Origin of the sequence: Streptomyces sp. NPDC056231, assembly GCF_048270745.1 — a bacterium.
GTDB lineage: Bacteria > Actinomycetota > Actinomycetes > Streptomycetales > Streptomycetaceae > Streptomyces.
In genome coordinates, this window is record NZ_JBLVKW010000155.1 from 1 (window position 1) to 7,259 (window position 7,259).

Sequence of the window (7,259 nt, forward strand, 5' to 3'; positions counted from 1 at the left end):
GCACGGCCGGACCCTCTTGGTCAGCGCGGATGCGGCCGTCCCACACGTTCCGGTGACGACAAGTACGTCATCACGTCACATACCGCCCTCTCAGATCGGTGGCTTCCTCCGGGGGTCTTCTCCGGCCCTTGCGAGGTATTTCCGCGCGTTGTAGCGACGGCGGGAGTTCCTGATCGTCGCGGTCGGGCCGCGGTGACCGCCGTCGCCGTCACGCCAGGCAACCACACTCCGGACCTCGGGTTTTCCTCAGTACGGAGGGGAAGAGGGCCATACCGTCGGTTGACCTGTTTCCCGGATGGTCTGACAGGCATCGAAACAACGAGGCTGAATGCGTACGGATCCACCGAGTAAATGCGTACGGATCCACCGAGCAAAAAAGGAACCATCTGTGTACAGCTTCAAGCCACTGCGCCGCCGTACCGCCCGCACCGCTGCCGTCGGCGTTCTCGCAGCTGCGGCCTGCGCCACTGTCATGGCCGGCAGCGCCTCAGCCATCGTCAACGGATCAAACTCCACCGAGCACTACCCGTTCATGGCGACCATCCCCGAGTCGGCCCCCACGCTCGGTCTGAACGACGGGACCTGCGGGGCGTCGCTGATCGACAAGCAGTGGGTACTGACGGCGGCCCACTGCGTGAAGGGTGACGGCCTCGAGCTGGACGGCATCGTGCGCGTCGGCAGCGACCACCGCAAGTCCGGCGGCACTGTCCGAAAGATCGACCGGACCTTCGTCCACCCCGGCTACGTGAACGGCGAGGGCAAGACCGCCAACCACAACGACCTCGCGCTGATACGCCTGGACCGCCCAGTCGCTCAGCACCCCATCAAGATTGCCAAGCATGTAGGGTCGCCCGGCACGCCGACCCGGCTCCTGGGCTTCGGCACCACCGTCGACACCGAGCTCAAGTTCCCTGACCGGCTGCAGGAGCTGAACACCCGTAGGGGCGCTGAGTCCGAGTGCGCGCCGGGCTACGCGGGCCCGACCCGGCTGTGCACCATCACCACCGTGCCCAAGGCCATGGCGTGCTTCGGGGACTCCGGCGGGCCGCAGGTCCAGAAGGGCCGGAACGGCCGCTGGGAACTGATCGGCGTCACCTCAGGGCCCGGCGCCCCGAAGGTGCCGTGCTCGCAGGGCCCCGGCCTCTACACCAACGCGCCCGCCTACGCAGGCTGGATCAACAAGACCATGAAGACCAACCCCGCCCTGAAGAACCACCACGCCGTGAAGAACCACCACGCCCTGAAGACTGACAGCGCCCCGAAGACCGACGGCACTCTGAAGACCGACGGCGCCCTGAAGACTGTGGCCATGGGCTCCGACCTTGCCGAGACCGGTACGAACGACAACACTCCGGCAATCGCCGGTATGGCCGCCGCGCTGGTCGCCGCCGGTGGCGGCACCGCCTTCGCAGTACGCCGCCGCAAGACCCGCAGCGCCGCCTAAACGAAACCGCCGCAGCCCAAAAGCGGCCCCCTGGCCAGGGGGCCGCTGCCCATTGCCGCGTCCTGCCCACCCTCATCCGCCCTGTTTGTAAGCACTTGAGTGGCCCCACGGTACGGACGAGTTTTAGGGGGTATGCCGTGAACGCGCACTGTCACGTTGGCTGGCGCGTGGGGTGATCTTGGGGTTGGCCGTGCGGGGAGGGGCCACCGTGGAGAGTGCGCCACCGTTGTACAAGGGGCATCGGTACCCGGCCGAGGTGATCGCGCATTGCGCGTGGCTGTACTTCCGTTTCCCGCTGTCATTCCGCGAGGTCGAGGAAGCTGATGCTCGAGCGCGGCGTGGTCGTCTCCTACTGGACGGTCCGCCGCTGGTGCGGCAGGTTCGGGCAGCAGTACGCCAACCTCCTGCGCCGGCGGCGGCCGAGGGCCGGGGACAGGTGGCACCTGGACGAGGTCTTCATCAAGATCAACGGCCGGTTGCACTACTGTGGCAGGCCGTGGACCAGGACGGCAACGTCCTCGACATCCTGGTCCAGCCCCGACGCGACACGCAAGCGGCTGTCCGGTTCTTCCGTCGGCTCCTGAAGGATCATGAGTACACGCCGCGGGTGGTGGTCACCGACAAGCTCCGCTCCTACGGCGCAGCCCACCGCCAGGTCATGCCGGGCGTGGAGCATCGCACCTCGAAAAATCTCAACAACCGGGCCGAGAGCTCGCACCAGCCGACCCGCCAGCGCGAACGGGCGATGAAACGCTTCACCTCGCCCAGCCACGCGCAGCGGTTCCTGTCAGCGTTCAGCGGCATCTCACCCCCACTTCCGACCCCGACGCCACCGCCTGACCGCAGCCCGGTACTGCACCGGGATGACCGAGCGCTTCACCACCTGGAAGCAGGTCACCGGCACGGCCGCGCCGGTCTGACAACGGCCATCCGCCGGGGTGGCATGAGGCGATACCTGCCCTGACGGGCTGCCAGAACCACCCCAATACAACAATGTGACAGTGCCGGCGGAGGTAGTCGCGCAGGACCGTGAGGCCCAGGACCAGTACCTCGGCAGTAGGACGATCACGTCGTAGGCGTCGAGGGCGTCGGCCACCGCCGCCGCGAGTGGGCTGCGGTCGGTTCGGGGCCAGCCTTGGTCGTTCTCCTGTGCGGGGTGGCGGGTCTCACACATGCAGGTGTGGCGTGCCTCGGGGCCGTCCGGCGAGGTCCACAGCGTGCTGGTCGTCGACTCCGGCGAGGCAGTCGACTCGGTCTCCTTCTTACGGCGGCCCCGGCTGCGGCCCACGCCTCTCATGGTCCAGAGCCAGTAGTCCTCGGCTTCCTCGAGGAGCAGGACCCGCTGTCCGCTGTGTGCCCAGGCCGTCGCGATCCCGCCGACCAGGTAGTAGAGGTTGCCCCAGTGTTCCGCCAGGAACCGCAGGACACGCTGCGCGTGCGCCGTCTTGCTGGTCTTCGCGCGGCGCAGGGCTTCGGTGTACTTACCCCCGCTCCGGCTCGCCCGGCGGGCGGTCTGCGCGGCGGTGGACTGGTTCTTCGGCATGACGTACGGCCTTCACCGCCTTCGCTCCGGTGCCGGCCTTCGGGCGGGAAGGCAGCTCGTTGCCGTCGGCCAGAGCCTTCTGTCCCGCCGGGGTCAGGTTCCAGATCGGGTGCCTGCCCGCGTTGCCGTTCGTCTCCGCCAGCCCCAGTTCCGCCAGCTTCTTCATCGCCCTGCTCACGAAGGGGACGGTCCCGGTCTTCACGTACACGCCGCGGTTCCCGTGAGGGGCTCCGGTCGTCGACGCATATGGAAGGCAGGTCGTTTCTCATAGTGCCCAAGAGTGGTATCCCCAAGCATGATTGCCGGGCTCTGTCCACAGGCGATCTGGTTCATGGTCGCCCGACGGATCATGTTCTGACGTCCGTACGGGGTGTCCAGTGAGCGCGGTCGCCGCGTCGGCCGCCCCGCTCGTGCGCCCTCGCTCGGAGTTCATCGGCGGTGCACCGCGCCGTCGGCTTCGGTCGGTTCCGGCGCAGGCCGGCCCGGTCGTTCCGCTGGAACTGGGCAACCCGCTGCAGCTGTCGAAGTCGATGCGGGCCCGGCTGCTCGCTGCGGTGCGCACGCTGGTGACGTCCCCGGCGCTGGCCGATGCGTCGGACGGTGCCCGGCTGGCGTCGGTGGTGCTGATGGCGAAGTCGAAGGTCCGTGACGACTACCAGGCGTCGATCTGGGCGGCGGAGCTTGGCCGGTGGCTGGGGGTGTCGCAGTCGACGGTCGCGCACACGGTGCTGCCCGAGCTGCGCCGCGCGGGGTTCCTCGGCTCGAACGTCGCGACCAACAGCTTCGGGCACGCGACGGGCCTGGAGTGCTGGGTGATCCCGATGTACCGGGCGCAGAAGGCTGGCGACCGGCGGCACCCGCTGGCGCTGTCCCGCTCGGAGCTGGCGGTGCTGCTCAGCCTGATCGAGGTGCTGTTCGGTCCGGGATGGGCACCGAAGGACAAGGCGCCGGTCCCGGCCGGGCTGCTCGCCGGGCGAACGGGGCGGGGGGCTGCGACGGACCGGCTCGGGCTGCTGCTGATGGTGCTGACGACGGGTTCGGCGGGCTGGCTGCAGCTATGCCCCGGCTCGGTGGACACCGGGCGAGGGCGTCTGGCGGCGACGGTCGCGCGGCTGCTGGGCTGCACGGCGGCGGCCGGGGCGAAGGTCCTCAAGCGGCTCCAGGAGCACGGCGTCGCGAACGTGGTGCGGCAGGAAACCGGCTCGGGTCTGCATGGGCGGTCGCGGGTGCGCCTGGTGCCGGTCGCTGAGGCCCACGGTGTGGCTGTGCGGGAGACCCGCCGGACCGCGAAGGCTGTGTTTTCAGACCTCGCTGCTACTGCATCCGGAGATCTTGAGTCCAGCGAGACAGGCGAGACCCTCGTGGCGACTGGGGTGGAGGGTGCCGGGCAGAGCGAGACGACCGGATCGGCAGACCTCGCCGCAGCTGCACAGCCCCACGCTCTCCACGCTTCTGTGGTTACTCCCGGTGGGGCTCTTGCGCTCTCTGGTGGCTTTTCCGGCGACGGCCGTGACGGGTGCGGTGGTCTGCCGGACCGCGCGTGCGTGCGCGAGGACGGCGGCCCGCTGCGCGGGGAACAGCCGAAGAAGTTCCCGGTCGTCGAAGGCGTGAAGGGCGGGCGCGGGCTGGTGGTCAGCGCTTCGGTGCGGGTCGTGGCCGGTGCGGGTCAGGGCAAGCAGCAGCGGGGAAGGGTGCCTTTGCCGACAGCAGATCTGCGGGCCGTCCTGGCCCCGGTGGACCTGGTCTGGGCGCGCCTGGAACGTCCGGCCGCCCGCCGCCTGGTGGAAGCTGCCGTCCGCAGCGAGCTGGCCCGCGTGGTCGGCTTCGCCGGTCGTGCGGATGCGCCGCAGGTCCTCGCTGACCGGCTCGCCCGGCGCCTGGAGGACCAGATGCGGCTGGCCAAGCCGATCAAGGACCCGGTGGGCTGGCTGATCGGTCTGGGTCTGCCGCAGCGTCAGCAGTGCGGCGACGTGCGGTGTGACGACCGTGTGCTGCTCGACTCCGGCCGGGACTGCCCGCGGTGCGAGGGCCGGCAGGAAGAGCGCAGGTCCCAGCGCCGTGCGGTCGCGGCCGCCGTCGACGCCGCGATGCCCGGGGCCTCGGAGGAGGAGCGGCGAGCGGCAACTGCGCAGCAGCTGCACCAGGACGTGACGGCCAGGGCGTGGGCTAAGGCCTACGAGTGGGACCAGTACCGGGCGAGGCAGGCCGCGGCTCAGGCCCGTGCCAAAGCCGCGGCCGCGCGGCCCGAGGTCGACGTCCCGGCCACGCCGGCGGCCCCAGTCGTGCTGCCCGCGCCCCGTACGGCCGTCGCCGCCCCGGCCGCGGAGGTTGCGGACGTCGACGACGACCAGAAGCTGGTCCTCGGGGACCTGACCCGCGAGCAGGTCCGCGACTGGCGGGTGCGCGCGATGAAGGACCCGCAGCTGGTGTTCGACCACATCGACCGGTACGACGAGACGTCGGCCAGGAGACTGTTCACCGGGCGGCTGGTGGACCAGGTGCAGCAAATGTCCGGCCTTGAGCACCTGAACCTCGGGTACATCCCGTGGGGGCATGAGCGGCGGCGAGATGTCCGGCGTGGGCCTGGCCCGGGTCGCGCTGCGGGCCGCGATGGAGCGGCGAAGAGGAACGGCGACGGCCAGAAGGCCAAGCGGCACCAGCCGCGCCCGGATCGCCGGCGGGGCGCCATTGCCGCCCGGGGTTCGGCAGCTGCCCCAGCTGTTCCTTCTTCTTGGCATCGATGCTGATCACCGGCTGACCGCCGGACTGGTGCACGCTGGGAGTACGGCGGGACAGCCGCAGGAAACACGGAACGAGGGGACGGGACGACGCCGATGGCCGCCCAGGACCGATCGCAGGACGCACCGGGGTACGGGCCCTACAGCGCGGGCATGGTCCACGACGGTTACACCGGACGGAAACGGCACCTGCTGCTGGCCGGGCTGCGGGCGCCGTTCGAGGCCCGCAGCTGGCGCGAGTTCGGGTACGTGCTGCTGAACCTGCCGATCGGCATCCTGCTGTTCACGTACGCGGTGACGATGGTGTCGCTGGGCGCGGGCCTGCTGGTGACGTTCTTCGGTGTCCCGGTACTGGCGGCGGCGCTGGCCGGCTGCCGCCTGTTCGGGGTGCTGGAGCGGGCGCGGGCGCGCCGTTTGCTCGGCCTGGAGGTCGCCGAGCCGCAGCCGCTGCGGACAACTAAGCCGGGCGTCCTGGCCTGGACGGGGGCCCTGCTGAAGAGCGGCGCCTCCTGGCGGGCCCTGATCTACGCGATCCTGCACTTCCCGTGGGCAGTGTTCTCTTTCTCGGTCTCGCTGGTCTTCTGGACGCTGGGCTGGAGCCTGCTGACGTATCCGCTGTGGTTCTGGGTGTTCCCGATGTGGGCCGGTCAGGGCGGGATCCAGCTCTACGGCGACGGCCAGCACAGCATCTATCTGGACAACCCATTCAAGATCACGGTGACCGCGCTGGTGGGGCTGCTGTTCACGCTGGCCACGCCGTGGATCGTGCGGGCGCTGACGATGGTGGACCAGGTGCTGGTGTACGGGCTGCTGGGGCCGTCGCGGCTATCGGCGCGGGTGGTGGAGCTGGAGTCGGACCGGGAGGTCGTGGTCGACACGGCTGCCGCGGATCTGCGGCGCATCGAGCGGGACCTGCACGACGGGGCGCAGGCCCGACTGGTGGCGCTGGCGATGGACCTGGGGCTGGCGAAGGAGAGGCTGACAGAGGATCCGCAAGCGGCGGCGCGCATGGTGGACAAGGCGCACGGCGAGGTGAAGACCGCGTTGCAGGAGCTGCGGGACCTTGCGCGGGGGATCCATCCTGCGGTGCTCACGGACCGCGGCCTGGACGCGGCGCTGTCGGCGGTAGCCTCGCGCTGCACGGTGCCGGTACGGGTGGAGGTCGATCTCGACGAGCGGCCGGCGGCGGCCATCGAGGGGATCGCGTACTTCACGGTCTCCGAGCTCCTCCAGAACGTCAGCAAGCACAGCGGGGCGCGGTCCGCCTCGGTGGACGTCTGGCGGGTGGCGGACCGGCTGATGCTCCAGGTCGAGGACGACGGGGTCGGCAACGCGGACGTGTCCAAGGGATCGGGCCTCGCCGGGCTGGCCGAGCGGCTGGACGCAGTGGACGGGACCCTCATCGTGGACTCGCCGTCCGGGGGCCCCACCCGGGTGACGGCGGAGCTGCCCTGGCGGCGCTGAGCGCCCCCGGAATCCGCGATGACGGCCTGCCGCCGCGGCCACACGGGCCGCGGCCGCCGGCCGAAAAAAG

At 70.2% G+C, this 7,259-nt stretch carries 3 protein-coding genes and 2 pseudogenes; 3 read left to right on the forward strand and 2 right to left on the reverse strand.

The window, feature by feature from the left end; translation table 11 throughout:
- The first annotated feature begins 388 nt into the window (after positions 1-388).
- Positions 389-1,444: a S1 family peptidase gene (locus ACNPQM_RS43185; protein ID WP_418088308.1), complete on the forward strand. Its 1,056-nt coding sequence runs from the start codon at positions 389-391 to the stop codon at positions 1,442-1,444.
- Between the two features lie 208 nt (positions 1,445-1,652).
- Positions 1,653-2,364: pseudogene (locus ACNPQM_RS43190) on the forward strand (IS6 family transposase).
- A 561-nt stretch (positions 2,365-2,925) separates the two neighbouring features.
- Here the strand turns inward: ACNPQM_RS43190 and ACNPQM_RS43195 are convergent.
- The gene (locus ACNPQM_RS43195) at positions 2,926-3,165 is read right to left on the reverse strand and encodes a hypothetical protein (RefSeq protein ID WP_418088309.1); all 240 of its coding nucleotides are present in this window, start codon (positions 3,163-3,165) and stop codon (positions 2,926-2,928) included.
- Positions 3,166-5,654: 2,489 nt separating this feature from the next.
- A pseudogene (locus ACNPQM_RS43200) lies at positions 5,655-5,759 on the reverse strand (ISAzo13-like element transposase-related protein); the annotation flags it as partial.
- A 119-nt stretch (positions 5,760-5,878) separates the two neighbouring features.
- On the opposite strand from ACNPQM_RS43200, the gene ACNPQM_RS43205 reads away from it, so the two are divergent.
- Positions 5,879-7,189: a sensor histidine kinase gene (locus ACNPQM_RS43205; protein ID WP_418088310.1), complete on the forward strand. Its 1,311-nt coding sequence runs from the start codon at positions 5,879-5,881 to the stop codon at positions 7,187-7,189.
- Positions 7,190-7,259: the final 70 nt, after the last annotated feature.

Bases quoted from the DNA above. Each gene is read 5' to 3' on its own strand.
- ACNPQM_RS43205 (WP_418088310.1), top strand. From the start codon at position 5,879: ATGGTCCACGACGGTTACACCGGACGGAAACGGCACCTGCTGCTGGCC.